26 protein-coding genes are annotated in these 24,990 nt (G+C 64.0%); 8 read left to right on the top strand and 18 right to left on the bottom strand.

Going from position 1 to position 24,990, the window contains the following annotated elements; all coding sequences use genetic code 11:
• Positions 1-41 precede the first annotated feature (41 nt).
• Together ASC48_RS04535 and hisF are read right to left on the bottom strand one after the other, a co-directional pair.
• A complete protein-coding gene (locus ASC48_RS04535) occupies positions 42-365 on the bottom strand; it encodes a phosphoribosyl-ATP diphosphatase (RefSeq protein WP_055454596.1) in 324 nt (107 codons plus the stop codon).
• A 53-nt stretch (positions 366-418) separates the two neighbouring features.
• On the bottom strand, positions 419-1,198 hold the full coding sequence (hisF, locus tag ASC48_RS04530; protein ID WP_055454595.1) for an imidazole glycerol phosphate synthase subunit HisF: 780 nt from the start codon (positions 1,196-1,198) through the stop codon (positions 419-421).
• 45 nt (positions 1,199-1,243) lie between these two features.
• On the opposite strand from hisF, the gene ASC48_RS19475 reads away from it, so the two are divergent.
• Both ASC48_RS19475 and ASC48_RS20160 read left to right on the top strand, forming a co-directional pair.
• Entirely contained in the window at positions 1,244-1,531 is a 288-nt protein-coding gene (locus tag ASC48_RS19475; protein ID WP_055454594.1) for a DUF3800 domain-containing protein, read from the top strand.
• Positions 1,525-1,938, top strand: coding sequence for a DUF3800 domain-containing protein (locus ASC48_RS20160; protein ID WP_141658871.1), 414 nt, complete (start codon positions 1,525-1,527; stop codon positions 1,936-1,938). Before ASC48_RS19475 ends, ASC48_RS20160 begins: the two co-directional genes overlap by 7 nt.
• A gap of 140 nt (positions 1,939-2,078) precedes the next feature.
• Here ASC48_RS20160 and hisA read toward each other — a convergent pair whose 3' ends face one another.
• The 4 genes from hisA to hisB all read right to left on the bottom strand — a co-directional run bounded on the left by hisA (position 2,079) and on the right by hisB (position 4,642).
• A complete protein-coding gene (gene hisA, locus ASC48_RS04515; protein ID WP_055454592.1) occupies positions 2,079-2,816 on the bottom strand; it encodes a 1-(5-phosphoribosyl)-5-[(5-phosphoribosylamino)methylideneamino]imidazole-4-carboxamide isomerase in 738 nt (245 codons plus the stop codon).
• Positions 2,817-2,879: 63 nt separating this feature from the next.
• Positions 2,880-3,533 (bottom strand): imidazole glycerol phosphate synthase subunit HisH, encoded by a 654-nt coding sequence (hisH, locus tag ASC48_RS04510; protein ID WP_055454591.1) that lies wholly within the window; start codon positions 3,531-3,533, stop codon positions 2,880-2,882.
• On the bottom strand, positions 3,530-4,036 hold the full coding sequence (locus ASC48_RS04505; RefSeq protein WP_055454590.1) for a DUF2628 domain-containing protein: 507 nt from the start codon (positions 4,034-4,036) through the stop codon (positions 3,530-3,532). The genes hisH and ASC48_RS04505 overlap by 4 nt, the downstream gene beginning before the upstream one ends.
• A 12-nt stretch (positions 4,037-4,048) precedes the next feature.
• Entirely contained in the window at positions 4,049-4,642 is a 594-nt protein-coding gene (hisB, locus tag ASC48_RS04500) for an imidazoleglycerol-phosphate dehydratase HisB (RefSeq protein WP_055454589.1), read from the bottom strand.
• A gap of 212 nt (positions 4,643-4,854) precedes the next feature.
• Between hisB and pyrF the strand changes: the two genes are divergently transcribed.
• Positions 4,855-5,583: an orotidine-5'-phosphate decarboxylase gene (gene pyrF / locus ASC48_RS04495; protein ID WP_055454588.1), complete on the top strand. Its 729-nt coding sequence runs from the start codon at positions 4,855-4,857 to the stop codon at positions 5,581-5,583.
• Between the two features lie 202 nt (positions 5,584-5,785).
• Here the strand turns inward: pyrF and ASC48_RS04490 are convergent, their stop codons facing one another.
• Complete coding sequence (locus tag ASC48_RS04490; RefSeq protein ID WP_055454587.1) at positions 5,786-6,574, bottom strand: dioxygenase family protein; 789 nt, start codon at positions 6,572-6,574, stop codon at positions 5,786-5,788.
• A gap of 229 nt (positions 6,575-6,803) precedes the next feature.
• On the opposite strand from ASC48_RS04490, the gene dut reads away from it, so the two are divergent.
• Positions 6,804-7,265: a dUTP diphosphatase gene (dut, locus tag ASC48_RS04485; RefSeq protein WP_055454586.1), complete on the top strand. Its 462-nt coding sequence runs from the start codon at positions 6,804-6,806 to the stop codon at positions 7,263-7,265.
• Between the two features lie 198 nt (positions 7,266-7,463).
• Positions 7,464-8,426 carry a cysteine synthase A gene (gene cysK / locus ASC48_RS04480; RefSeq protein ID WP_055454585.1) on the top strand — a complete coding sequence of 321 codons (963 nt, stop codon included), beginning with the start codon at positions 7,464-7,466 and terminating at the stop codon, positions 8,424-8,426.
• Between the two features lie 255 nt (positions 8,427-8,681).
• Here the strand turns inward: cysK and ASC48_RS04475 are convergent, their stop codons facing one another.
• From ASC48_RS04475 to ASC48_RS04440, 8 genes are all read right to left on the bottom strand, one after another.
• Positions 8,682-9,797 (bottom strand): siderophore-interacting protein, encoded by a 1,116-nt coding sequence (locus ASC48_RS04475; RefSeq protein ID WP_055454584.1) that lies wholly within the window; start codon positions 9,795-9,797, stop codon positions 8,682-8,684.
• Positions 9,794-11,068, bottom strand: a complete 1,275-nt coding sequence (locus ASC48_RS04470) for an MFS transporter (RefSeq protein WP_055454583.1) — start codon at positions 11,066-11,068, stop codon at positions 9,794-9,796. Before ASC48_RS04470 ends, ASC48_RS04475 begins: the two co-directional genes overlap by 4 nt.
• Positions 11,069-11,129: 61 nt before the next feature.
• Positions 11,130-13,340, bottom strand: a complete 2,211-nt coding sequence (locus ASC48_RS04465; RefSeq protein ID WP_055454582.1) for a TonB-dependent receptor — start codon at positions 13,338-13,340, stop codon at positions 11,130-11,132.
• A 155-nt stretch (positions 13,341-13,495) separates the two neighbouring features.
• Positions 13,496-15,280 (bottom strand): IucA/IucC family protein, encoded by a 1,785-nt coding sequence (locus tag ASC48_RS04460; RefSeq protein WP_141658870.1) that lies wholly within the window; start codon positions 15,278-15,280, stop codon positions 13,496-13,498.
• Positions 15,277-16,233: a GNAT family N-acetyltransferase gene (locus tag ASC48_RS04455; protein ID WP_055454580.1), complete on the bottom strand. Its 957-nt coding sequence runs from the start codon at positions 16,231-16,233 to the stop codon at positions 15,277-15,279. Before ASC48_RS04455 ends, ASC48_RS04460 begins: the two co-directional genes overlap by 4 nt.
• Positions 16,234-16,249: 16 nt before the next feature.
• Positions 16,250-18,097 (bottom strand): IucA/IucC family protein, encoded by a 1,848-nt coding sequence (locus tag ASC48_RS04450; protein ID WP_082439980.1) that lies wholly within the window; start codon positions 18,095-18,097, stop codon positions 16,250-16,252.
• 88 nt (positions 18,098-18,185) lie between these two features.
• Positions 18,186-19,532, bottom strand: coding sequence for a lysine N(6)-hydroxylase/L-ornithine N(5)-oxygenase family protein (locus ASC48_RS04445; RefSeq protein ID WP_055454578.1), 1,347 nt, complete (start codon positions 19,530-19,532; stop codon positions 18,186-18,188).
• Positions 19,529-20,818 (bottom strand): MFS transporter, encoded by a 1,290-nt coding sequence (locus ASC48_RS04440; protein ID WP_141658869.1) that lies wholly within the window; start codon positions 20,816-20,818, stop codon positions 19,529-19,531. Before ASC48_RS04440 ends, ASC48_RS04445 begins: the two co-directional genes overlap by 4 nt.
• Before the next feature lie 359 nt (positions 20,819-21,177).
• Here ASC48_RS04440 and ASC48_RS04435 point away from each other — a divergent pair, with 359 nt between their 5' ends.
• The 3 genes from ASC48_RS04435 (at position 21,178) to ASC48_RS04425 (ending at position 22,822) form a co-directional block, all read left to right on the top strand.
• Positions 21,178-21,984, top strand: a complete 807-nt coding sequence (locus ASC48_RS04435) for a PRC-barrel domain-containing protein (protein ID WP_167345113.1) — start codon at positions 21,178-21,180, stop codon at positions 21,982-21,984.
• Between the two features lie 112 nt (positions 21,985-22,096).
• Entirely contained in the window at positions 22,097-22,399 is a 303-nt protein-coding gene (locus ASC48_RS04430) for a hypothetical protein (protein ID WP_072242537.1), read from the top strand.
• Positions 22,400-22,402: 3 nt separating this feature from the next.
• Positions 22,403-22,822 carry a hypothetical protein gene (locus tag ASC48_RS04425; protein ID WP_055454574.1) on the top strand — a complete coding sequence of 140 codons (420 nt, stop codon included), beginning with the start codon at positions 22,403-22,405 and terminating at the stop codon, positions 22,820-22,822.
• Positions 22,823-23,023: 201 nt separating this feature from the next.
• Here ASC48_RS04425 and ASC48_RS04420 read toward each other — a convergent pair whose 3' ends face one another.
• The 3 genes from ASC48_RS04420 to ASC48_RS04410 all read right to left on the bottom strand — a co-directional run bounded on the left by ASC48_RS04420 (position 23,024) and on the right by ASC48_RS04410 (position 24,813).
• The gene (locus ASC48_RS04420; protein WP_055454573.1) at positions 23,024-23,935 is read right to left on the bottom strand and encodes a diacylglycerol/lipid kinase family protein; all 912 of its coding nucleotides are present in this window, start codon (positions 23,933-23,935) and stop codon (positions 23,024-23,026) included.
• Between the two features lie 105 nt (positions 23,936-24,040).
• Positions 24,041-24,628 (bottom strand): RNA polymerase sigma factor, encoded by a 588-nt coding sequence (locus tag ASC48_RS04415; protein WP_050473528.1) that lies wholly within the window; start codon positions 24,626-24,628, stop codon positions 24,041-24,043.
• Positions 24,625-24,813 (bottom strand): NepR family anti-sigma factor, encoded by a 189-nt coding sequence (locus tag ASC48_RS04410; protein ID WP_141658868.1) that lies wholly within the window; start codon positions 24,811-24,813, stop codon positions 24,625-24,627. Before ASC48_RS04410 ends, ASC48_RS04415 begins: the two co-directional genes overlap by 4 nt.
• Positions 24,814-24,990: the final 177 nt, after the last annotated feature.

Below are 24,990 nucleotides of genomic sequence, written 5' to 3'. Positions count from 1 at the left end.
CGGCGCATCACGCCTTGAAAGGCTCAGGCGCCGCACGGGCTTCAGCTTGCAGGCCGCGAGGCTTTTTCCTCGAGGCCGGTTTGCCCGGTGCGTGCGGCCAGTTCCGCCATGACCTCGTCAAGGCTCACACCGCAGACTTTCAGCACCACCATGAGGTGATACAGAAGATCCGCGGCCTCACCCTTGAGGCCAGCCCGGTCGCCTTGCACGGCTGCAATCGCGGCCTCCACGGCTTCTTCACCCAGTTTCTGGGCACATTTGCCAACGCCTTTGCCCACCAGCTTGCGGGTGTAGGACATTTCATCGTCGCTCGCCGCACGGGCCGCTACGATGGCTTCCAGATCGGCCAGAGTGAATGCTGTCATCAGAGCAGTCTTTTCCCGTAACAGGTGAAACTTACACCGGATTCCGGCCGAAATCAGGTATCCATTCGCATAGGTATCCCTGCGGCAGCCATGTGGGTTTTTGCCTCACCAATGCTGTAGGTGCCGAAGTGGAAGATCGAGGCGGCCAGAACGGCCGTCGCATGGCCGTCGCGCACGCCCTCTACCAGGTGGTCGAGCGTGCCGGCGCCGCCAGAGGCAATCACCGGCACCGGCACAGCATCGGCAATCGCCCGCGTCAGGGCAATGTTGTAGCCGGACTTGGTGCCGTCCCGGTCCATGGAGGTGACCAGCAGCTCGCCAGCGCCCAGCTCCACCACCTTCTGCGCAAATTCCACGGCATCGATGCCGGTGGCGTTGCGCCCGCCGTGGGTGAAGATCTCGAAGCGCGGTGCTTCACCTTCCGCATTCACCTGCTTGGCGTCGATGGAGACGACGATGCACTGGGCTCCGAATTTCTCTGCAGCCTCGCGCACGAAATCCGGATTGCTGACCGCCGCCGTGTTGATCGACACCTTGTCGGCCCCCGCGATCAGCAGCTTGCGGATATCCTCCACCGTGCGCACGCCGCCGCCGACGGTGACGGGCATGAAGCAGGCCTCCGCCGTGCGCCGTACCACGTCGAAGATGGTGTCCCGGCCCTCGTGGCTGGCGGTGATGTCAAGGAAGCACAGCTCGTCGGCGCCTGCGGCATCATAGGCCTTGGCCGCCTCCACCGGGTCTCCGGCATCCACCAGATCAACGAAGTTGACGCCCTTGACGACACGGCCGTCCTTGACGTCGAGACAGGGAATGATGCGGGCCTTGAGGGTCATGCGCGGGCCTTTGCAATTTCATGGCCACGCAGATATGGAATCTGAATGGCAGAGACGGACAGTTCTTACATCTTCTATGCGGACGAAAGCGGCGATCATTCGCTGACGTCCATCGACGTGAACTTTCCAGTTTTTGCCTTGTCGCTCTGCGGCTTCAAAAAATCAAGCTATTGCAGCCAGATCGTTCCCCGCTTCCAGCGGATCAAGTTCCACTACTTCGGCCATGATGCCGTCATTCTGCATGAGCACGAGATCAGAAAGCAGAAGGGCGACTTCAGGCTTTTCACCGTTCAGAGGCTGCGCGAAAGCTTCCTGCAAGATGTGTCATCCTGAAAAGTGAGCTGAAGCTGGATTTCTTTCCGGACAATCCCTACGCCATCGCCCTTGGGATCTGTCTCGTCAAGGTCCATCAGTTTCTCAAGGCAAAGCAGGAAACCGGCAAGCGGACGTTCTTCATCTTCGAGAAACGCGGGACCCGGGAGGATCAGGAGCTTGAACTGGCCTTCCGGCGCATCATTGCCGGAGACAACCAGATCCGGACGCCAATGCCTGGTTTCGAGGCGATTTTTCTCGACAAGAAATCCAATTCGATTGGCCTGCAGATTGCTGATCTGACCGCAAGGCCCATGGCCCTCAGCGTGTTCCGCAAGGATCAGCCGAACCGGGCCTTCGAGATCCTGTCCAGAAAGATGATCGGCGGCGCCTCTCTGGGTGCAAAGGGGCGTGGAATCTTCGTCTGAAAAGCGAAAGGCCCCGGATTACTCCAGAGCCTGACGCCGGCCGGGAACCCCCAATCCATTTGGTCCAAAGATAAGGGTTTTCAGATTTTGTCAAGCATTTTCATAGGCTTAAGCAAGAAGTCCCAACCCCTTCATCTGATTCAGCTTTCCCTTGCCGCCCGGATCAGGGCCATGGCTTCGGCCGGGTCAAGGCGGCCGTCGTAGAGGGCGCGGCCGGAGATGGCGCCTTCCAGGATGGCGCAGTCCGGCTGCAGCAGGCGCTTGATGTCCTCGATGGAGGCAAGCCCCCCCGAGGCGATGACGGGAATGGACACGGCAGCGGCCAGTTCCAGCGTCGAGGGGATGTTGAGGCCCTTCAACACGCCGTCCCGGTCGATATCCGTATAGATGATGGCCGAAACGCCGGCATCCTCGAAGCGCCGGGCAAGGTCCACGGCGGTGAGTTCGGAAGTTTCCGCCCAGCCTTCCACCGCCACATGGCCGCCCTTGGCGTCGATGCCGACGGCGACCTTGCCGGGGAACTTGCGGCAGGCCTCGCGCACCAGTTCAGGGTCCCGCACCGCGACGGTGCCGAGAATGACGCGGGAGATGCCCTTGGCCAGCCAGCTTTCGATATGGGCGAGCGTGCGGATGCCACCGCCCAGCTGCACCGGGTTTTTCGTTGCGCCGAGAATGGCTTCCACCGCCGCGCCGTTGACGCTTTCCCCGGCAAAGGCGCCGTTGAGGTCAACCACATGCAGATATTCGAAGCCCTGATCTTCAAAGGCCTTGGCCTGCGCCGCCGGATTGTCGTTGAAGACGGTGGCCTGGTCCATGTCGCCCAGCTTCAGGCGCACGCACTGGCCGTCCTTGAGGTCGATGGCTGGAAAAAGGATCATGGAAATGTCTCTCTTGCGGCGCCTGCCGCGCTGTAATCGTGCTTCAGACGGGAAAGCCGGGTCTCAGGGCTTCCAGTCAAGGAAGTTGGCAATGAGGCCGAGGCCGAGCCGCTGGCTCTTTTCCGGGTGAAACTGGGTGCCGACCATCGTGTCGCGCGCCACCATCGCGGTGAAGGTGCCGGCATAGTCGAAGGTGGCCAGCCGGTCTTCCGGGCGGGCGCAGGCGAAATGGAAGGAATGAACGAAATAGGCATGCAGCCCGTCCGGCCCGGTGGCCAGCCCCTTGAGAACGGGGTGGGACTGCGGATGCACGCTGATCGTGTTCCAGCCCATGTGCGGGATCTTCAGCGAGGGATCAGACGGCTGCATTGCCGTGACATCGCCGTCGATCCAGCCGAGGCCTTCCACCGTTTCGAATTCCAGCCCGCGCGCAGCCATCAGCTGCATGCCGACGCAGATGCCGAGGAAAGGCTTTCCCTTGCGGCGCACGCTTTCCTCCAGCGCCTCGCGCATGCCCTCGACGGCCTCAAGCCCGCGCCGGCAATCGGCAAAGGCACCGACGCCCGGAAGGACGATGCGGTCCGCCTTCAGCACCTGGTCCGGATCGGAGGTGACGATCACATCCGGCACCTTCGCATGGTCGCGGGCAGCCCGTTCGAAGGCCTTGGCAGCCGAGCGCAGGTTGCCCGAGCCATAGTCAATGATGGCGACAGTCATCTTGCACCTTCTCCTGCAAAACTGGAGCCGGACAGCGTCAGGCCAATCACCTGCTCGCGGCCAAAGCGCGGCACGAAGCCCTGCGGCTGCGGGGCGGCCGGCGTGTCCACCGGGCGCAGGGCCGGGCGGTAGGCGTTGAAGAAGCGCAGCTCAGCCTCTTCTCTGCCCTGCCCCGTGACAACACCGGCGAAGATCCAGCCCCTGCGCTCCAGCGACCAGCGCCGCAGGTTGCCGCTTTCAAGGCCGATGAGAATGCCGGTCAGGAAGGCCAGAACGCCGGGGATCGACTGGCTGAAATTCTGCGCAATCAGCTCCAGCACCAGCGAGATGGTGAGATAGGCCAGAAACGGCAGCCACAGCCGGTGCAGCAGCATCCAGATGCCGGTAAAGACCAGCGCCGGGGTGGAGAAACCGTCGCGCACGAAAACCGCCCTTTGCGCCATGGCGGGCGTCAATTCACGCCCCTCCGCCTCCGGCGGCAGCATCACCATATATGTGCTCATTGCCCTGCCTCCTCAGCCACCCAGCTGGCCCTTGGTGGTGGGCACGCGGCCCGCCTGGCGCGGGTCGATCTCGATGGCCTTGCGCAGCGAACGCGCTACGGCCTTGAAACAGGTTTCCGCGATATGGTGGCAGTTGCTGCCATAAATATTGGCGACATGCAGGGTGATGCCCGCATTCATGGCGAAGGCGCGGAAGAATTCCTCGAACAGTTCGGTGTCGAACTCGCCCACCTTGTCGCGGGGGAACTCCACCTGCCAGACGAGGAAGGGCCGGCCGGACACATCCAGTGCGCAGCGCGTCAGCGCCTCGTCCATGGCCAGATGTGTGTCTGCATAGCGGGTGATGCCGGACATGGACCCCAGCGCCTGCGACAGGGCCTGCCCCAGCGCGATGCCGGTGTCCTCCACCGTGTGGTGGAAGTCGATGTGAGTGTCGCCCTCGGCGCGCACCTTGATGTCGATCAGCGAATGGCGCGCAAGCTGTTCCAGCATATGGTCGAAGAAGCCGGCCCCCGTCGCCACGTCATAGGCGCCGGTGCCGTCGAGATTGATCTCGACGTCAATGCGGGTTTCCTTGGTGTTGCGCGAGATTGCCGCTGTGCGCATCTGTCATCCTTCCATCGGCCAGCCTTACTACCTGCCTGGCGAAACCGCGCCGTTTTAGCAGGCGGTGCCACGCATTGAAACACAAATGGGCAATCTGGCCAGAGACTTCTTTGCCAGATCATGGAGGCCGGGGAAACGTGCGGTTCTGGCGTTGCTGCAACGGGCCTGCTAGGAAGCGGCAACGCCTCACGCCACCATGAAAGGAAACCCGGATGGCCGCCTCCAGCCGCTTTGCCCCCAAGTCCGCCACTCACCGCCTGATGCTGCCGCTGGATGTGCCCACGGTTGAGGAAGCGCGGGCGCTGATTGCGGCGACGAAGGGCGCCGTCGGGGTCTACAAGATCGGCATGGAGCTGCAGTTCGCAGGCGGGCTGAAACTTGCCGAAGAGCTGGCGGGCGAGGGCATCGAGGTGTTTCTCGACGTGAAGCTGCTCGACATCGACAACACCATCGCAAGCGCCGTGCGCAACATTGCCCGCATGGGCGTGCGCTTCGTCACGCTGCATGCCTACCCCAAGACCATGCGCGCCGCCGTTGCCGCCTTGCAGGAAACGGATGCCAAGAACCTCTGCCTGCTCGGCGTCACGGTTCTGACCTCCATGGACGAGGAGGATCTGGTCGCAGCCGGGTATCGCGGGCCGGTGGCGGGCCTAGTCGAGGCGCGCGCCGGGGATGCGCGGGCGGCCGGCATGGGCGGCATCGTCTGCTCGCCGCTGGAAGCGGGCCTTGTGCGCAAGGCTGTGGGCGGCGAGCTTGTGGTGGTGACGCCGGGCGTGCGGCCTGCCGGCAGCGACAGGGGCGACCAGAAGCGCGTGATGACGCCGGGCGATGCCATCCGCGCCGGGTCCGACTACCTCGTCATCGGCCGTCCCATCAGCCGCGCCGCCGACCCCCGCAGCGCCGCAGAGGCCATCGCCGCGGAAATCGAAGCGGCACTGTGAGGCGGGTCTGACCCCGATCCCTTGAACCGGGCTGCAAGCACGGAGGGAAGGCAACCCAAATGGCCGCTGTGCCCCTCTCCCCCCTCAAGGGGGAGGGGAAATGAGAGGCCTCAGTACGAGAAGTAAGACTCTGAAACTTCTTGTCTTCCCGGCACAAGGCGGGAAAAGCCCATCACCCTTTCAGGGCAAATACCGCATCACCTTACGCCGCTTTTCCGAACCGGTAGTAGGACATGGACAGGGTGCCGTATTCGTAGGTGCGGTGAAGCAGCTCGCCTTTGGCGCCCTTGCCGCCAGCACCAAGCGCGAAGAATACGGGCAGAAGGTGCTCTTCCCTCGGATGCGCCATCCGGAAGCCGGGGGCGGTGCCCAGATCCGTAATCCGTTCCACCTCACCGCTCAGAAGCCCTTCATCCAGCCAGGCATCAAAGGCCGTGGCCCAGTCAGGCGCGGGGCTGCCCTGCGGCAAGATCTGGCGCAGGTTGTGGGTGGTGCTGCCGGTGGCGATGATCAGTACGCCGCTGTCCTGCAGCCCGCTCAGCGCCGCGCCCAGCTCCAGGAGTTCCTGCGGGCCGTAGCTCAGCGGCAGGGAGAGGGCGACGACCGGAATGTCCGCCTGCGGATAGGCGAGAGAGAGCGGCACCCAGGCGCCGTGATCCAGCCCCCATGTGGGGTCGATCTGCGCCTCGATGCCTGCGGCATTCAGCTTGTCCATCACCTCGCCCGTTACATCTTCCGGCGCGCTGGCCGGATACTGGATCTCGAACAGGGCACGCGGAAAGCCGCCGAAATCATGGATGGTGCGCAGCGGGCCGGGGGCGGAAACCCGAAGGCCCTCCGTTTCCCAGTGGGGCGACAGCACGACGATGGCACGCGGGCGCGGCAGGCTGGGCCCAAGCGCCTTCAGAAACCGGTGCGCGGCGCTGTCCGCAATCGCCAGCATGGGCGAGCCATGGGCCAGAAAAAGCGGTTCAAATCCTGTGGCAGACATGTGATCCCTCCAAAGGACACAGGGGTGTCGATCTTGGGTCTGAGAGTAGGAATGTTTCCGGCGTGAATAAAGAGGCGCAAATGCGACGGATCGTTCACGCAGGGGAAACAGAAGCCATGCCCCCGTCCGGCGCCCCGCCGCATGACCTGTTGACCGCAGGCCGCAAGGCTTGCGCTGGGCCGCCAATGCTGACAGCAAGAGGGCCGTATTTCCTTCAAGGAGAATTGCCATGCCCGTTCCTGCTTCCGTCACCGTTGAACTGCTGCGCCTTGAGCATGGCGCAGACCTGCCGCTGCCCGCCTATCAGAGCGCCGATGCGGCCGGGTTTGATCTGATGGCAGCCGTGAGCGAAGATCTGGTGCTGCAGCCGGGCAAGAGGGCGATGGTGCCGACCGGCCTTGCCATGGCCATCCCGCGCGGCTTCGAAGGCCAGGTCCGCCCCCGCTCCGGCCTTGCCGCCAAGAACGGCATCACGGTTCTCAACTCCCCCGGCACGGTGGATGCGGATTATCGCGGCGAGGTGAAGGTCATCCTGATCAACCACGGCGGCGAGCCCTTCACCATCACCCGCGGCCTGCGCATCGCCCAGATGATCATCGCCCCTGCGATGCAAGCCACCCTGACCGAAGTCACCACCCTCGACGCCACCCAGCGCGGCGCTGGCGGGTTTGGGTCGACTGGGGTGGGGTGATTGGGTTTGCCCTACCGGCAGCTGGACTGGTCTTTCCGCGTAAACAGGCCGCCGAGGCAGGACTTTCCTTATTCCTCAGGCTTTTGAGCATGAGAGCACTCGATTCCGGCGGGAATTGTTCCTAGGTTAGGGTTCAGAATTCCGACAGAAGAACAGGTGCCCCGCATCATGGTGCCGGGGCCAGGACGGGAGATGAGAATGACCGACAGGAAGCCGGGCCGCGGCCGGATTTACAGCTCGATCACCGAAACCATCGGCGACACGCCGCTCGTGCGGCTGGACCGCCTTGCGGAAAAGCACGGGGTGAAGGCCACTCTGCTGGGCAAGCTGGAGTTCTTCAACCCGATTTCCAGCGTCAAGGACCGCATCGGCGTTGCCATGGTCGAGGCAATGGAAGCTGCCGGCCAGATCCAGCCGGGCAAGACCACGCTGGTGGAGCCGACCTCCGGCAACACCGGCATTGCGCTGGCCTTCGTGGCCGCCGCCAAGGGCTACCGGCTGATCCTCGTCATGCCGGAGACCATGTCCATTGAGCGGCGCAAGATGTTCAAGATCCTCGGCGCCGAGCTGGAGCTGACGGAAGGGCCGAAGGGCATGAAGGGTGCCATCGCCCGCGCTCAGGAGCTGGTCAGCGAGATCCCTGGCGCGGTGATGCCGCAGCAGTTCGAGAACCCGGCCAACCCGGAGATCCACCGCCGCACCACGGCGGAGGAGATCTGGAACGACACGGACGGCAAGGTGGATGTGTTCGTCTCCGGCATCGGCACGGGCGGCACCATCACCGGCGTGTCGCAGGTGCTGAAGAGCCGCAAGCCGGACCTGCATGTGGTGGCGGTGGAGCCGGCCGACAGCCCGGTCCTGTCCGGCGGCAGCCCCGGCCCGCACAAGATCCAGGGCATTGGCGCCGGTTTCGTGCCGGGTGTGCTGGACACCTCGGTCTTTGACGAAATCGTCAAGGTGACCAATGACGAGGCCTTCGCCATGGCCCGTGAGGTTGCCCGCACCGAGGGCGTGCCGGTCGGCATTTCCTCCGGCGCGGCGCTGACGGCGGCCATAAAGGTCGGCCAGCGTGACGGCATGACCGGCAAGACCATCGTCGTCATCATCCCGTCCTTTGCCGAGCGCTATCTCTCCACGGCGCTGTTCGACGGGCTGGAGTGAGACAGGGCTGAAACGGCCAAGCGTAACAAAACCCCGGCGGATGCTGCATCCGCCGGGGCTGAAGAAAACCCTCTCCATCGTCATCCCGGACGCGCCCTGCGCGATCCGGGACCGGTGAGCCGGGGTGGATGCTGTTTCAACGCGTTTTGACCGAAAGGCTCTGGCTCTCCGGTCCCGGATCTCCGCTTCGCTGCGTCCGGGATGACCGCGGAGAGGCAGAAAGAAAATGCGGCTCGTCGCCGTCCCCGCCTGAGCTTACCGCTCCATCCCGGTCTTGCCCTTCGTCCAGTAGGCAATCGCATACTGGCTGCCCTTGCCGAGGCCGAAGTCCTTGCGGAACAGGGGGCGGAGCTGCTGGGCGGTCTGCTGTTCGCCGGCAAACCAGGCAAAGGCGGGCTTCGTGCCGGCAAAGACCGTGCGGATGGACTGTTCCAGATCCGCATCGAAGGCTTCCGGGGCAAGGCCGTGTACCGTGAGGCCGAGGCGGGCAACCTTGGCGGCGGGAAGATAGGCCTGCACCTCTTCATCCGTGCCGAGTCCGAGGATCACATGGCCGCCGCCGGAAACGGGGGTGCCTTCCCGCTCCATGTCCGCCGCCAGCGCCTCGATCATGCGGGCCACGGCCGGCGCGCCTGTGCCGTCGGCGGCAAGGAGCAGCGGTCCTGCGAGCGGCGGATCCTGGAAGCCGGAAGGGCCGAGCAGCCCGATCACATCGCCTTGGCGGCAGGCCTCGGCCCAGTCCGAGACGGCGCCGCCCGCATGGCGGACAACGTCGATATCGATCTCTGCCGTTTCGCGCCGGGTTTCCTTGAGGGTGTAATAGCGCATGTGCAGTCCGTCCGGCCCTTCAGGCAGGATCAGCGCGCCATTGGCGGCAAGCTTAGGCCAGACAGGGGGGCGGCCTTCAGGCGGCAGCAGCAGCTTCACGTGAATCCCGTCGCTGCCAAAGCGCTCCATCCCCTCCACCTTGAAGGTGAGGCGGAGCATGACAGGGCTGAGCGCCACCTTCTTCAGCATCGTCAGTTCGTGGAAATAGGGCGGGGCCACCTCGCCATCGCGCGGGTCATCGTCGGACCAGCGCAAGGCGGCGGTCGTGCCGGGCTGCAGCTCTTCGAGGTGCTCCATCAGCCATTGCTTCAGCCGGTGCAGCGGAACCAGCCCGTTTGCCTGCACCGTGATGCGCAGCCCTTCGCCCTCCTGAACGCTGAGGCCAACGGTGTTGGGGTCAAGGTTCAGCACCACTTCGGCCGGGGAGGGACGGGTGATGTCCATGCCGTTGCGGAGCATTTCGGACACGAGCGTTGCCAGCAGGCCGGCGGGGGCGCCGCTGGGAAGCGTGGTGAAGGCAATCAGAGGGGCAGGGCCGTTCATGGGCGGACTTCCTCAAACATCGGCGGGGCGGGCTTGCGGCGCAGGAGTGTGGCCGTCAGCAGCACGGCAAGGCAGGACAGGGCCGTGGACAGGGTGAAGAGAGTGCCATAGCCGAGCTTGTCCGCCAGCATGCCGGAGGCGCTCGACCCGGCCAGATAGACCACCAGCTGGGCGCAGGCGAGAATGGTGAAATCCGTACCGGGCTGGTCTTTGGAGGCGACGGACATGAACAGCGAATAGAGCACGACGATTTCCATATAGCGGATCAGCGTCTGGAACCCGGCCGCACCGATGACCGTATAGAGGCTGTCCGACAGACCCAGCGCATGCAGGGCGAACATCAGAAAGCAGATGGTCCTGAGGCCGCCAAGGGTGATCAGGGCCGTGCGGGTGCCTTGCCAGCGCATCAGGCCCACGGCCACCACGGATCCAAGAAGCCCGGCCGTCGCCGCCGAAGCGCCCGAGAGATAACCGATCCAGGACAGCGGCAGCTTGATATCGACGAGGTAAGACCCTTCCATCGCCTTGACGAGGCCTTCGCTGGCGCGGAACACCAGTGCCACGATGAGGATCTGCACGGCCTCCGGGCGGCGGAAGAAGGCGCGGAGCGAGGGCCGGGGAGCAGCGGAGCGTTCGCCGGTTCGGGAAGGGCCGCTGTCCTCGTCCTCCTCCATCATCACGGTCATGGCGAGGGGAATGAGGGACAGGGCGGCGACGAAGAGCAGCGTCGGCTGCCAGCCCCATTTTTCGAACAGGAACAGCGACAGGCTGCCGCCGATGACGACGCCGAAGGCGACTGCCCCGCCCTGACAGGCGTTGCCGATGCCCCGGTCCGCTTCCGTCAGCTTCTGCGTGGCATAGCCGTCCGTGGCGATGTCCTGGGTCGACATGGCAACGGAAATGACCATGCAGATGATGAACAGCCCCACCACATCCGTGGGCTGGATGAAGGCCATGGCGAAAAGAGCGGCCGAGCAGGCGAGCTGCATCGGCACGATCCAGCCGCGCCGGTGGCCGATGGGCAAAAGGCGGATCCGGTCGACGAAGGGCGCCCAGGCGAATTTCGCCACCAAGGGCAGCATCAGCAGCGAGAAAAGCCCGATGGCCGTACGCGAAACGCCCTGCTCGCGCAGAACGGGCGGCAGGGCGGCGGCGATCAGATAGGTGGGAATGCCTTGCGCCAGATAGAGCCCGGCCAGCGTCACATAAAGACGGATCCGGCTCTTCTCTGCTGGCGCTGTCTGGCTTTGGGGTGCTGGTGCATCCCGCATGGCACTGGTCTTTCCGGAAAAAAGGCAAGCCTCCCGCAATCGCCTGCGGGAGGCCTCAGGATCAGAAGGTCACGCGGTAGGTGAGGGCAACCGTACGGCCAAGGCCCGGCACTTCCGCGCCGCGCACGGCGCTGGCCACCGGATTGACATAGTAGGTGTCCAGCACGTTGCGCACGCCCAAGGACAGCTTGCCGGACTTGCCCATGTCCTTGGACATGCCAAGGTGCAGCAGGGTCGCATTCGGCAGATGCTGGCTCGTCACCTTGCGGCCGGACAAGTATTCCACCTCGGCACGCGCCATGATGTCGTACATGAACCGCATTTCACCATAGAGGTTAATCTTGTAGGTGTTGGGGATACGGTTGTTCGGCAGGTATTCGCCGGCATCAATCTTGCCATTTCCATTGGCGTCATACTTGCCCTCCACATAAGCGAAGACGGTGCCGATCTTCAGCCGGTCGGTGGCATCCGCTTCGGCGGTGAGGTCAAAGCCCCAGATCTTTTCCTTCTGCTGGGAAACGCTGTTTGTGGTGGCGTCGAAGGACGTGCCCTTGTCCGAAGTGGAGATATAGGCGCTGGCGGTGCCGCGGAACCGGCCCCAGTCTCCACGCAAGCCCGCTTCATAAGTGTTCACGAGCGCCGGTTCCGGGGCGATGTTCGCATAGCTGATGTTGAGGTTCGGCGCGCCGGTTCCGCAACCATAAGCAGCCAGAATAGAGCCGTATGTCGCGCAGATGTCGGCAACGGAATTGGCGCCGGCCCGGCGTGTGAAACCGCCAATGTCCGCGAGGGAATAACCTTGCGAGAAATTGGCGAAGGCCTGGGCTTCCTCGGTCAGATCAAACACACCGCCGATGTTGTAGGTCGGAGAATTATAGGTGAAGCTGCCGCCGGTGACGCTGACTTCGCGCAGTGGGACCCGGTACCCATTGTACAGGAAAATACCCGACGGCCGGGTGAAGTCTTCGACATCAAGGTAGAACTGGTCGAAGCGGGCGCCACCCTGCAGGGTGAACCGGTCTGTCACGGGCACTTCCAGCTGGGCAAAGGCGCCGATCTGGTTCTGCGTCATCGGTGCAATGACAGCTGCCCCATCCACGCGCTCCTGCGTCGTGTGATCGTAAGTGTAGTCGGCACCCCAGGTGATCTTCGCGCCGTCACGGATGAAGTCCAGGTCACTGTTGACCGTTGCATTGATCCCGGCGCGGTCGCTTTTGAGAATGGTCTGGTTGTAGGGCGATACAACGGTGGACCCATTCGATGCGCCATAGACGAACGAGTTTGCAGTCGAAAGAGTGTTGAACAGGGACTGCTTCCGGATGGAATTGTAGAATGCGGTCACGTTCAAGGTGCCGAAGATGAAGTCATTCTCGGTGAATGTTCCAGTAAAATACTTGGAATCTTCCTTCAGGCGCTCGCCGGTATAGGGGGAGGTGTAGTCCGGGCTGATCGGGTTGCTGGAGTAGTTGGTCAGCCAGTCGGGCTTCTGGTCGAGATAGGTCCAGTCGAAGGACAGGCCGAAGCGGCGGCTTTCATTCTCGTATCCGAGCGAGGTGAACATGTTGCCCTGACGCGTCCGGTCACTGCCACCCTGCCCGATCATGGCATCAGAGGGCATCTCGTTGCCGCGGCCATCATAGGTCTTGCGGGTCATGTCGCCGGAGAGGGAGAAGAAATAGTCGAACTGGCGGATACGGCCTTCCACATTGGCACTCACGGACGGGGCAATGGAATTGCCGATGTCCTGGGTGTAGGCGGATGCCTGGGTGGTGATGGTGGTGCGGATGCCCTCTTCCACCCCGCGCTTGGTGATGAAGTTGATGGTGCCGCCGGTTGCGCCCGCGCCATAAAGGCTGGAAGACCCATTCACCACTTCGATGCGCTCGACCGTGTTGAGATCGATCATCGACAGGATGCGGGAGTTATCGCGCAGCGGCGTGTTGCGCGGCACGCCATCGACCATGATCAGCACGCTGCGGCCACGGAAGGTTTCCGAGGCACCCGAGATGGTCTGGTTAGACGGAGCAAAGCCCGGAACAAGGCGGGAGATCAGATCGGTCGGATCGGTGGAGCCAAAACTGGCAGCCTCGATCTGCTCGCGGTCGATGACGACAACCGACTGCGCCAGCGTGCTGACCTCGTTTTCACTACGCCCCGCAGTGATGACGATCTTGTCGAGGGTGGACGTCTTCTGCGCGGTCTCATCCTGCGCCAGTGCCGGAAAGGCTGCGATAAGCGCCGTTGTCGTCAGTGCAAGTGTCTTGAAATGCATGGCCTGCCACCTGTTGCATGTGCGGTTGAAGTCTGGTCTGCGGTGGCTTGGCCCTTGCGGCCTGGCTTCCTGATATTGGCGCTACACTGCATATATGAATTGGAGATTCAAGTTTTGTTCGGCGTGTGCGCCTTGCAAAAGTTGTACTGTTGCGTTCACGCAACATTTCCGCAACGGCACAAAGGGTTGCGTAGATCCGTGCCCAGGGCTGGCATCGGCCGTTGGGCGGAATCGCCATAGCCGATGGCAAAGCGGACCTTGTTGATGCAGACCCTCGGCATCGACGGATGGAACAGATCGAACATCTTGTGCCGTTCCGCCAGCTCCGGATGTGCCGCCATATAAGCCTCAAGCACATCCGCCAGAAGCCGGTAGAACCTGTCTTCCGGCAGCACGCCGGACGCCTCGAGCCGGGCAGAGAAAAAGCGCAGCACGGTGACGAAATGCGCCGTCTGGATGTTGTGAACGATATAGGCCGGAGGCTTCGACGGCAGCACCGCCCTCACTTCGTCCGGCAGGTCCGCCTGTTCGGGAAACACCACATTGACCAGATCCACGTCACCCTGCAGATCCTTGATGGCAATGCCGGCCGGTAGGTCCCTTTCCAGCACCACGGTGATGTTCTGCCCATGGGCGATGAAGCCCGTGCCGAAGCGGCAGAGCATGTGATAGAGCGGCACCACGCTGACCTCGAACAGGTGCTTCAGCCAGTCCGCGATGTCCAGTCCCGCCCGGCGCGCATGGGCCACGGCGAGCGGCCGCCCCTCCGCATCGCGATGCAGCAGCGCGGCATAGAGACAGGCGCGACGGTGCGGCCCCACCCGGCCGGAGGCATTGTCGCGCCAGATCACGCCCAGCGTTTCGCCATGCTGATAGGGCGCATCCTCCATCTGGCCATAGAGCGGGTGCCGGTACCAGATGCCGCGTGCCTCGCGCAGGATCGTCACGTGCCGGGCAAGCAGGTCATCTGAGGCAACGATGCCTTCCAGCCAGTCAGAGAGCGCAGCGCCGATGGCGATGTATTTGCCCGGAATGCCGCGCCAGGCGGAGGTGTTGAGGATGGTCAGCGCCACCTTCACATCCGCAGAGCCGGGCCGGTCGATGCTGGTGAGCGTGCGCAGGCTGGGACCGGCCACATAGCGCCCGCCGAAGCTGCCGAGAAACACCAGATCGCCGGTGGCAAGATCCGTGACATAGGCCTGCTGGATCACATTGTCCCACTGCCAGGGATGCACGGGGATCAGCGTGTGGGTCTCAAGGCTGAGCCCCTTTTCCGTGAGGCGGGCGAGAAGCTTTGCCGCCTCAGCTTCGCCGAGCTGGCGGCGCAGGAACGCCGCTTCATGGTCATCACCGCCCAGACGGCAGTTCTGCCGGGTGGCTGCCAGCCAGAACAGGGAGAAGGGTTCGGCCGATTCCGGTGAATAGCGGGCAAGGTCATCCGCGCCCCAGCCGAGGCGGCCCTTGTTGGCCACCGCCTTGGGATGGCCTTCCAGCAGGCCGTGCAGCACATGCACGGGCAAGTCGAGCAACCGGTCCGCCTCAAGGCCTTCCGTTTTCTGATGCAGGATCATGTCCTGCCGCAGGGTGTTGGAAAGTTCGCGCAGGAAGGTGGCAAGGGTTTCCGGCGCCATCCCGAGCTCTGCCCTTGCATCCAGCGTGAACTGAAGCGGCGAGATGGCCCCTTCCGGCTCACGGCGGATTGTCCGGCTGTCCGTCAGCAGGTTGCCCCAGGCGCCGGTGCGGGCGGCAAAGCGCCAGGTGATGCCGGACTTGAGGCGCAGGGCATATGCGCTGTCGCCTTCTGCTTCCGGCGCCAGCACTTCCTCATAGGTCAGCTCGTCGAGCATCTTGGCAAGGCCTGCGCGGCATACCTCCTGCCAGCGGGCGTCAGCGGCGCTCCGGCTGTCTGCCGGGGTGGATAGTGCAAAGGGCGCGTTCACAGCCGCACCTCCGCGAAGAACCGGTCACGCGAGCAGCGCATCAGGGCCGAGCGCTTGTGCGGGAAGTCGAATTCCTTGACCTTTTCGTAGCCGACCTCAGCGGCGTAGTTCAGCAGCTTGGCATTGTCGATGCGCGGCTCGCCCATGATGTTTTCCGTCATCGGGCAATCAAGGAAGAGGTAATGCAGCAGGCTGCGCAGCCAGGCGCCGGTCTTGGCCCGGCCAAGGTGGCGGCGCTCGCCGATCAGCCCATGCCAGGCCCGGTCCCAGGGGCCGCTGTCATAGAAGGGGCCAAGCCGGTCCTCCCGCACCCAGTAGGTCTCGAAGTAACCTGCCTCCTCGCCGTTGAAACAGCCGATCAGCGGATAGGTATGCGGGCGCTCCGCGAAGGCGGCGAGATAGTCGCGCAGCTTCGGCTTGTCCCAGGCCAGTTCCCAGAAATAGGCAACACGGCCATCATTCATCCAGCGGTGGAAGGTGTCGAGGTCCCGGTCGATGTCCACCGCACGGAAGGAGACGGTAAGATCGGCCACCGGATCATACCGCTCATAGACCACGCCCACCGGATGGGGCGGGCGCAAGGGGTGATCGCGCCCATCCGGGCCCGGCACCAGTCCGGTGCGCAGCCGTCCAGTGGGCTTGTGCCTGAGCCAGAGCAGGTCTGTCTGGTAGAAGCCGTCACGGCGCACCTCCAGCCCGCCCGCAACCGGATGGGCAAAGGGCAGATCGCGGACGGTGAGCGGCGCATCCGCCGGATCAAGGATCAGCCGGTGAAGGCTTCCGTCAGCAGCAAAGGCCGCTTCCAGCGCCCGCAGCACGGCGCCGGTCAGCTCATCCGCGCCGGGCGTTGTGCCGTTCAGGCGCAGCGACAGAACCGGTGTTTCCCCGGCACTGTCGAGGCGGGTGGTCACGAGGGCTTCCGCCCGGGTGGTGCTGGCAGCATGAATGTTCATGGGCTGTGTCTCCGTGTCACTTCCCGTGCGCGCGCATCAGCGGCAGCAGCGGGTTCGGCATTTCAAGGAAGGCGGCAAGCTGGCCCGATCCATCGCCCGAAGCCTCGTTCACATTGCTGAGGCTGGTGCGGTAATTGCCCTTGCTCACCCAGGTTGGCCGGTTCAGCAGGAAATCATGCAGGCTGGTGTCGCCCTGGCTCTGCACCTTTTCCCGTTGCAGGAAGGTGAGAAGGCAGCGCTTGGCCCGCTCTTCCGGGATGAGCCCATCCAGCACCAGTGTGGCGATCACGCTCATCAGATTGTTGACGATGACATAGTAGCAGACGAGCCCGTCGCCCAGTTCCGGCGGCACGACGTTTTCCGCGTGGCGGCCGATATCGGGCAGGTGCTTTGCCAGCATGCCGTGATGAGTGGTGAGGTGGCCGGTGCCCTGACAGTCGCGCAGCCACAGATGTGCGGGCCAGCCATGCTCATCGAGCGCCAGCGTCATGTTCTGCTGATGCGCGCCAAAAAGCAGGCCGTAGCGGGCCCGGATTTCCAGAAGCGGATGGATCGCCACATCCAGGAAGCCCTGCAGCCAGCTTTCCGCCAGATCCTCCGCCGCGCTGCCATCGCGGGCGGCACGGGTAAGGATCAACTCGCCAAGAGGTGAAGCGCCATCCGGGCGCTGCTCGCACAGGCCCGCCATCATCACCGGACCGGCGGCGGTTTCATCACGGAACGGGTTGTCGCGCAGGACAACGAAACTTTCCTCCAGCGCCCCGCCATCTGCATCCTTCAGCGCCACATAGGCAGGCTCGCGCAGGATCGAGGCCTTCGGGAATTCGGCGGCAAGGCTTTCCCCGACCGGGCCATCCAGCAATTCGGCCAGTTGCAGCCCGCGTTCCACCTCCTTGCGCGCCAGGGTGCGGCGGGAGTTGGTGAGGCGCAGGGAGAGCGAGAATTTCAGCATGAACGGCGCATGCCAGGCATGGACACCCCGGAAAGAGCCGGTGGCGGCAAAGGGCTGGCCCAGCTCGCCCAGCGGGCGCAGCAGGCCTTCGCGCAGGAGGGCGATGACATCCGCCCGGGCAAGAAGCTTTGGCGCCTGAAAGGGATGCCAGGGCAGCGGCACGAAGCCGTCTTCCGGCTGGTGCAGCTCTTGCGGCAAGGACGGATCGCTCTGGGCCAGTGCCCGCAGCATTTGTTCTGCCGGGGTCAGCGTGCCGCTGGCCAGGACGAGAGTGGAGCGGTGGGCGAGGCACCAGAACAGCGGGAAACATCCGCCCAGATCCGGCGCGAAGCGGCGTGCCTCCTCCAGTTCCAGCCCGTCGCGGCTGCGCGGATTGGGATGGGTGGCGTGGCCGCCGGTCAGGGCCTGCTCGCCCTGCTGGAAAGTCCAGCCTGAGGCGAGCCCCAGCGGCGGGCGGGCGCGGAAGGCTTCTTCGGCGGCGAGGCGGCTGTCCATCACCCGCTGCAGCAGCTTCATCTGCAGGGCTTCATCGCCCGCGCTTGCCACCGGATCAGTAACGAGCAGGGCCAGAGCCGTAGCCAGCGGTACCTTGCGCAGGCTGCCATCAGCGCCCATCAGGCAGAAAGGCAGGCGAACGGCGGTGCGGAAGGGGGTGCGGGCCGGGGCGTGGATCAGAAGCGCATCGCCGCCCGCAAGCGGCAGTTTCAGGATTTCTCCGCCCGGCGCGGCAAAACCGTCCGGCAGGGAGGCCTCAAGGCTCGCCCGCTCGCCGGGGGCAAGCGCAGACCAGCCGTCCCACTCGCGCAACAGGGCATTCAGGAAAGCGCTGGCGGCGGAATGATCGGCCAGCGCTGCGGCATCCATGGGCGCGGCAGCGGGTGTCATCCGGTTTGAAGGCAGAAGCTGGTTCATGCCGGGTCCTCGTCAATCGGGATCAGGTCAGCCGCCGCCGCCAGGACCGGGGCAGGTCTGGCAGGCGGCGGCGATGGTGGCGGCCGGGTTAGCCGACGGCCCGGGTGAGCGGGGCTTCATCCGGGAGGCGTTTCGGCCAGTCCACCAGTTCCGGTCCGGCGCTGACATCGAAGAGATCCTCCCCGGTCAGGGCGTTGATGATGACGGCGCTGCGCCAGGCCATGAGGCTCATCTGCGGATCGACGATCCCGTGCGACGACAGGCCGAGATTGAGGCCGAAGAGGCCGATGCTGGAGGGGCCATCCCATTGCAGACGGTAGCTGGCATCCAGAACCGGCAGGCCATTGGCATCAAGATCCAGCCGGTGGCGCAGGGGCTCAAGGCAGGCTGGCAGGGCAGGGCGGGCGCCGGTCGCCAGGATCACCGCGTCAGCGCCGAAAAGCTCGCTCTCGCCGCTTGTGATCGCGTGCGTGTGCAGCAGGAACCCGCCGTTCTGCCGGTCCATTGCCTCCAGATTGCGGCCCGGCAGCAGGGAAATGCAGCTCTCGCCCATGAGGTGGCGGCGGCGGTAGATCTCGGCAAAGAGTGTGTCCACCGTGGCGGGCGTCAGCCCGTCGCTGGCGAGCTTCTGGCCGGAAATCTCGCTGCGCTGGGCCTCGAAGGGGAGCGTCCGATAGGCCGCGACATAGCCCGGCGTGAACACCTGATCGACAAAACCACCTTCCTCCAGCGGCGAGAACCGCGGCAGATTGCTGATCCAGTTCACATGCGCGGGCGCGCCCTCGGCACGGGTCAGAAGATCCAGCACGATTTCCGCGCCCGTCTGACCGCCGCCGATCACGGCCACGCGCTTGCCCGTGAAACTGCGCGGCTGGGTCAGGTAACTTCCCGCATGGAAGCAGTCGGCCCCCAGATGCGCGGCCGTGCAGGGCGGCACAAACGGCACCATGCCTGCGCCTGCGATGAGATTGTGGGCGAGCTCCGTGCGGCCGCTGGCGAATTCCAGCCGCAGGCGGCTGCCGTCCAGATGCACGGCCGTGGCTTCCTCGCCAAAGCTGAGAGTGTCGAGCCGTCCGCTCACCCATTGCAGATACTCGTTGAACTCCATCCGGGTGACGCCGGTGAAGCGGCCGGAGAGGAAATCGTAGAAGCGCTTCTTCTCCACCAGAAAGGCGGTGAAGGAATGCGGGCTGGTCGGCAGGACGGGCGTCACCAGATCCTTGAGGAACGAGGTCTGCAGGATCGAGCCGGGGAACATCAGACCCTGATGCCAGACGAATTGCTTCTTCTTTTCGAAGAAGCGCGCATTCAACCCCGGCACGCTGTCGAGGAGCGCAGCGACGCTGAGATTGAAGGGGCCGATGCCAATTCCGGCAACATCGAGCGGCAAGGCGGGGGTGCCGGCATGGGGGCGCATTTCGAGCACGGGGTTCATTCGGATGCTCCTTTATGAGGGGCGTGGACAGGGGCGGCGGCGGACAGATCCGGGAGGGCGAGCTGAAGTGCCGGGCCGCTGCTGCGGCTGAAACGGGTGAGGATTGGGATGATAATTGCGGTGAGCGCGGTTGCGCCCGCCAGAACGGAAAGGGCCATGTCGAGACTGATGGAGCCCAGAACACCGCCCGCAAGTGAGCCTGCAGCAAGCCCGGCAAATTGCAGGCTGCTGAGGCGTGTGGAGGCAAGGGCGCGGCCTGACTCTGGCATGCCTTCGGCGGACAGGGTCAGGGCCGTATTGGCGCCCAAGGCTACGGAAAGACCGGCAGCGGTGAGCGCTGCGGCAAGCGCCAGCACCGGCAGGCTGGCGGCAAAGGCCAGAAGGCCAAGCCCGGCTGCGCAAAGCACTGTCCCGGCCAGGCGGCCTGCCTGAAGGCGGTGGCCGATGATCCGCTCAAGGCCGAGCTGCACGGCAATGCCCACCGCGACAGAGACGGCCAGGCACAGTCCGGCTGCGCTGGCCGCTTCCGAAGGAGAGAGGGAGAGCCGCCGCGCGATGACGGGGCCAAGGAGCACATAGGCCGCGCCCGTGGACAGCTGCAGCAGGAAACCAAGAGACAGAGGCCCCGCCAGCGGGCGCCACCCCGGTCTGGCTGCACCGGCTTCCATCTTCGGAACCGGGTGGACGGCAGGTTCTTCGCCTGCGTCCTGATGCAGGAAAAGCACAAGCGCCGCCAGATAGACCGGCAGGGGCAGCAGAACGGGCGCCCAGGCGCCAAGCAGAAGCAGGGGCGCGATCAGGGCATTTCCGGCGAGGCGGCCAATGCCGTTCATGGCATTGAGCCGGCCGATGTGTCCGGCCAGCGCCGCGCCCTCTGTTCCGGTGTTCTGCGGTTTCCGGACCGTGCCCACGCTTTGTGCCAGCGGCAGAATGGCCGGGGCGCTGAGGCTGTAGATCAGGCGTCCGGCGGCCAGAAGCGCGAAGGCCGGCAGGGCGGCGAGCCAGCCATATGCTGCTGCGGCAATGCCTGCGCCCATTACCATGGCGCCGAGGCCGCCCCCCGTCAGCGTCAGCTGCAGGGCCCGGTCAAGCCCGTGGCTGGCTGCCACACGGCCCCAGCCCGGAATGGCAAGAGCGGCCGCGAGCAGGCCAAGCCCGACCAGGGCCCCGAGCGTTGCGAGACTGACACCGAAAAGATGCTGCAATACCGGCACAAGGGCGATCAATGCCGCCTGATGGAATGCATTGGCCGCCAGGGCCAGCATCAGCATCCGGAGTTTTGTCACGGGTGCGCAACCTTGAGTTTTTGATTGCACCTTCAATACCTGAGTTTTTAACTCAAGTAAATATGGATGATGATCCCGGCCCGGCGAAATATGCAGGAAAAATTTTTGGAACAAAGTTCTCCGTGGTGTGTTTTGCTACCGTGTGTGGGAAAAACAGGATGACTTTCAGTTGTTTCTCAATTCAGGGATCGGCGAGGTCATCTGCAAGAAATGGAGGATAAATAATGGTCCAAAGGATTCTTGCTACAACCGCTCTTGTTTCTGTACTTATTGCCGCTCCGGCAATGGCGCAGGACATGAATAATGCACCAGGGACGGCGCCGTTTGTCGAAAAACCTGCAGTAATGCCAGGTGTTCCGATGGATACACAGCCGGGCGTGATGCCTGAACAGGACATGAGCCAGCCCTCTGGTACGATGGCTCCGTCCGGCCTTTCCGGCATCGCATCCGAAGTTGTCGCCAGCAGCCTGATCGGTGAGGACGTCCATGCGACCGGTTCCACCGAAGGTGAACGCATCGGCAAGGTGTCCGATGTGGCGATGACCGAGAGCGGTGAGGTTAACGCCGTGATCATCTCGGTTGACAGCACCGCTGAGGTTGAGGGGAAGGACGTTGCCGTTCCCTTTAATCAGTTGACCTGGATCGACCAGAACGGCGAAAGCCGCCTGATGGTGCAGATGACGCCGCAGCAGCTGAATGCAGAACCTGCCTTCGACAAGACCAGCCTGACCGGCCCGTCGGTGATCGATGAGCTGAGCGAATCGGTCGGTTTGACCGACGATACCGCCGGCACCACCACGGTCATGCCGGGTGCCGGTACCGCAGGTCAGGCAGGCAGCACACAGGCTTCAGGTGTCAATGTGATCAGCACTGACAACCTGATCGGCACCAATCTGGTCACGGCAGACGGCAGCACCGCCGGGAAGATTTCCGATGTTGTGATCGCACCCGCCGGCAAGGCCGAGGCCTATGTGATCAACGTGGGCGGTGTGCTTGGCATCGGCAGCAAGCCGGTGGCCGTTGAAGCCTCCAACGTGATGATCCAGCGTGATGCCGAGGGCACCATTCAGGCCACCACGTCGGTGACGCCCGAGGCCATCGAGAATGCTCCGGCCTATACGCTGGAGGCCTACCGGCAGAGCCCGGAAACCACGGTTATCCGCTAACCCTGCCTGAACTTCGGTCAAACCCTGCGTGGCGCCCGCAATCGTGGGCGCCACCGGCCAGACTATTTCCCTTCATCCGGGCCGGCTTCCGGCCCTGACACAGGAGCACATCATGCCTGCAGCAGTTCAGAACGCCGCAAATGACACCAGCAAGTCTGTTTCCGCCAAGGATCTGGAGGAGCGCATCGCCCGCGTCCGGGCCGATGTCGCCGATCTCGGCAAGGCCGTCGCCTGCTATGGCAGCGGCAAGGCCGATGACCTGAAGGCCGCCGGTGAGGATGCGCTGGAGACGCTCAAGAAAGAGCTTGCCGATCTGGAAGGCAAGGTTGCCACGCAGGTTCGCGCCCGCCCGCTCCAGTCGCTGGCCATTGCCGCTGGCGCCGGCGTGCTCGCAGCCCTGCTGATGCGGCGCTAAACCATGCGCCTTCTGGCTTCCCTCGCCCTGGACACCCTGGGTGACGCAAAAGGAAGGCTGCGGCAGCTTCGCCGCAGCGTCCTGCTGCTTGGGGCCTGTGCCCTGCTGGTGCTCACCGCCTGGGGCTTCGGCGCCACCGCCGCCGTGATCTGGGTGATCCGCACCGGATATGATCCGGTTGCCGTCCTTTTCGTTGCTGCGCTGCTGCTGCTGTCTCTGGCTGCGCTGCTGGTGGCCATCATGATGCTTTTGAACCGGCAGGACCGGCGCAAGCGTGAGCAGAAACGCGCGCTCAACGCCATCGCCCTTGCCGCGGCTGCACCCCTTCTGGCCGGAGGGAAGGGCAAGACCATGGGCCTGGCCGTTCTCGCAATAGCCGGCCTGTTCCTCGCCACCCGCACCCGCTCGGCCGGCAGCGAGTAACCCCCTTATGCCAAGGCTTTCGGTTCTGACGCATCACACCTTGAAATTGCTCAGGCGCCGCATGGGCTTGACCAATTCTTGATGAGCCAAGCTTTGTCGAGAGTTGGTATTATAGCCCGCATCTGTCTTCATCCCGGCCTTGTGCCGGGATTTCTGCGTGTGGGGGAAGGGCTGAAGGGGCAGGTCAGGCAGCAGAGCGGATTACGCTGCTCCGGCCGCAGCCGGACGCAGTACGGCAAGAGCCTGCGGCTCGATCTTCACGGTGATCTTCAGCGGCAGGTCGATCAGCTCGCCATCCAGCACGCCAATCTTGCGGCGCATGGAAGGGGAGAGTTCCACCTCGACCTCACGGGCGCGGTCATACATGAGATTGGCGTTGGAGCGCCACGCACCGCGGGCAAGGTCAGCGGCCAGCAGCGTTGTTTCCAGCGAGGTCAGCCGGCGGACGCTGTAGACCCCCAGAACCCCCTCGTCCAGCCGCGCCGCATAGGGCAGCGTGCCCTCGCCATAGACGTTGTTTGACACGGCAATGATGCTGAAGCGCCCGCGCCGGACCTCGCTGCCGGTGCGCAGTTTGGCGCGAAAGGAAAAGGGGCGGAAGGTGGAGCGCAGGAAGGCGCGGAAGCTGCCCCACATCTTGGCAAGGCGCGAGGCATGTTCCGCCTTGTCGCGCTCGCGGATCATCTGCGCCTGCAGGCCGAGGGAAAACTGATGCACGAAGGGCCGGCCATTCATCAGGCCGATGTCGGAGCGCACCACCTCTGCCTTCGCCAGTGCCGCGATGGCCCTGTCGAGCGGCAAGGGAATGGCGAGGGAGCGGGCAAAGAGGTTCATGGTGCCGGCCGGAAGCACGCCCAGCACCTTGCCGGAGCGGTAGGCCATCGCAGCGGCAGCCGAGATGGTGCCATCCCCGCCGCCGGCAAGAATGACCTCTGCCGCCGGATCATCCGCAATGCGTTTCAGATTGTCTTGAAGGCGGGCGGAGGAGGTGACGATACACCGCACCTCATGGCCTGCGGCGGAGAACTCCGTCTCGATAAGGCTGCAGACCGCCTGAATATCGGCCGTCTTCAGGGTGCCGCCATCCCGGTTCAGGAGAGCTGTAACGCGCATTCAAACTCCCTCTCGTGCCGCAGCCGGGGCATCCAGACAGCTCAAGCAGGCAGAACGAAGGAAAGTTCTGCCCGCCGCAGGCAAGGCCACAGGGCTGCTTCGCGGTCAGCCGTGAAATAGCTGCTGGGTGACAGGCGCAGACAGGCTGTCAGGGCCGTAATCTTCTTCGCCGCTGATCTGCAGCCGTTCCTGCAGGCGGTTGCGGGCGCGGTTGACCCGGCTCTTGATCGTGCCGATGGCACAGCCGCAGATCTCCGCCGCTTCCTCATAGGAAAAGCCGGAGGCGCCGATCAGAATGATGGCTTCGCGCTGATCGTCGGGCAACTCTTCCAGCGCCTTGCGGAAGTCCTGCAGGTCGAGCGAGCCATACTGGCCCGGATGCACGGCGAGACGTTCGGTGAACAGGCCATCGCTGTCCTGCACCTCGCGGCCGCGCTTGCGGGCCTGGCTGTAGAATTCGTTGCGCAGGATGGTGAATAGCCAGGCCTTCATATTGGTGCCCAGCTCGAAGCTTTCCTGCTTGGCCCAGGCCTTCATGATGGCGTCCTGCACCAGATCATCAGCCCTGTCGGCGTTCCCGGCCAGCGACACACCAAAGGCGCGCAGGCTCGGCAGGCAGGCGAGCATCTCACGCTTGAAAATCTTGCGCGGGTCTGCCGCCTGCGCCGTGTCTGCCGTCCCCGCTGCCGTCATTTCTTCAAGCTCCTCTCCTCAGCTTCGTCGAGGCGCTCCAGAAGGTCGAGAAACCGGTCGGGAATCCCTTCGTTCTGTACCGTGTCGTAAAGCTGCCGGAGGCGGGCCGAGATCTGCTGGGCATGAGCGCCTTCCAGCGCTCCAGTGCCAGCGTCCGGTGTTCCGGGCTTTTTCCAGTCGTTCATGGGCATCATGCATCCGTTTCGTATCTGTCAGGAAAATGCGGACCGTCAAAAAAAGTTCCAGGCAGGAGGAACTTTTTTGGGATCCAGCCGTTCTTTTCCCAAGATGCCCGTGCGTGCGGGCGGTCACAATCCGGTTTCTCCCCGGCACAGTTCCATTCCGGAGGCCACACGGGGAGC

This window comes from Pannonibacter indicus (genome assembly GCF_001418225.1).
In the GTDB taxonomy this organism is placed as follows: Bacteria; Pseudomonadota; Alphaproteobacteria; order Rhizobiales; family Stappiaceae; genus Pannonibacter; species Pannonibacter indicus.
The sequence above is the reverse complement of the archived record's forward strand: the minus strand, read 5'-3'. Positions and strand labels throughout refer to the sequence as shown.